Annotated in this window: 1 protein-coding gene and 1 pseudogene; one reads left to right on the top strand and one right to left on the bottom strand. The window is 60.0% G+C overall.

Annotated elements, in window-relative coordinates; translation table 11 throughout:
• Nucleotides 1-979, top strand: a 979-nt coding sequence (locus BLT66_RS26345) for an IS66 family transposase (protein ID WP_143029329.1), incomplete at its 5' end; no start/stop codon positions are given.
• 21 nt (nucleotides 980-1,000) lie between these two features.
• On the opposite strand, the pseudogene BLT66_RS26340 reads toward BLT66_RS26345, so the two are convergent.
• Nucleotides 1,001-1,360, bottom strand: a pseudogene (locus tag BLT66_RS26340) (IS21 family transposase); the annotation flags it as partial.
• Nucleotides 1,361-1,442 lie beyond the last annotated feature (82 nt).

The following is a 1,442-nucleotide window of genomic DNA, read 5'->3' as shown; positions in this document are numbered from 1 at the left end:
GAAGTATGCCGATGGCCTTCCGCTCTATCGGCAGGAGGCAATCTATGCCCGCGACAAGGTCGAGCTTGACCGGAAGCTGATGGCTCAATGGATGGGTAAGCTCGGCTTTGAACTTGATATCCTGGCCGACTACATCCTCGCCGAGATCAAGAAGGCTGAGCGTATCTTCGCTGACGAGACGACGTTGCCCACACTCGCGCCCGGATCCGGATCGGCCAGGACGGCCTGGCTTTGGGCTTATGCCCGCGATGACAGACCCTTCGGTGGCAGTAGCCCGCCGATGGTCGCCTATCGCTTCGAAGATAGCCGTGCTGGCGATCGGGTCGCCCGGCATCTGAATGGCTATCGCGGTATTCTGCAGGTTGACGGACATGGTGCCTATAACAAGCTTGCCAGATCTGACGGAGGCAATGACGGCGTGATGCTGGCCTACTGCTGGTCCCATAGCAGGCGCAAGTTCTACGAGCTCCACGCTTCAGACAGCTCCAGGATCGCCACCGAGACGGTGAAACTGATGGCGAAGCTCTGGCAGGTGGAAGAAACCGCCCGCGGCCAAAGCCCTGACGCCCGTGTCGCCGCGCGCCAGGCGACATCTGCTGCGGTTGTCACGGAGCTCTTCGCCCTCTGGCAGAAGACCCTACCGCGGATCTCTGGCAAGTCGAAGCTGGCCGAGGCGATCCGCTATGCCACCTCGCGTCGCTCCATCTTCGAGCGCTTTCTCACCGACGGCCGCATCGAGCTCGACAACAACATAGTCGAGCGTGCAATCCGGCCCCAGACAATTACCAGAAAGAATAGCCTCTTCGCCGGCAGCGATGGCGGTGGAAGGACCTGGGCAACAATCGCCACGCTCCTTCAAACAGCGAAAATGAACAATGTCGATCCGCAGGCCTGGCTCACCCAGACACTCGAGCGCATAGCCAATGGTTGGCCCAGCAGCGATCTCGATGCACTCATGCCGTGGAATTACACGCGCTGAACGGTCTCAGCTTGCCGCTTACGCTTCCGCCGTAACCGAGCCGCGTTCCTTCGCCCAGGTTCGGGCGTAGCGCCGGACTGTGTCGTAACCGCCCGCGTAGCCGAGGTCGCGCAAGTCCTCGAATATCCGGATCAGTGTCAGCCGTTCGCGAGAGGATTTGGCCGCATTGGCGAGCAGCATTCCATCGAGCTGATCGCGCCAGGGGCCGAGCTTCGGCTGAGGTTGACGGGTCCGCTCGTATTTGAACTCCGTCTCATCGCTGCGCAGAACCTTCCGCACCACTTTCCGCGATATACCAAGCTCCCGGCAGATCGCCTTGATCGTCTTGCCCTGAACATGGGCCAGCCGTCTTATCTTCAGAATTGTTTCCACAATAAGCATCCAAATAAAAAGCCTCCGATGAAACCGGAGGCTGTTGTAACCCCATCGCAGATGGGGGTCCCGTTTGGACGCCGATCACCCC

This window comes from Rhodoferax sp. OV413 (assembly GCF_900104385.1).
Classification (GTDB): domain Bacteria; phylum Pseudomonadota; class Gammaproteobacteria; order Burkholderiales; family Burkholderiaceae_C; genus Rhodoferax_B.
This window is presented reverse-complemented; position numbering and strand designations above follow the sequence as displayed.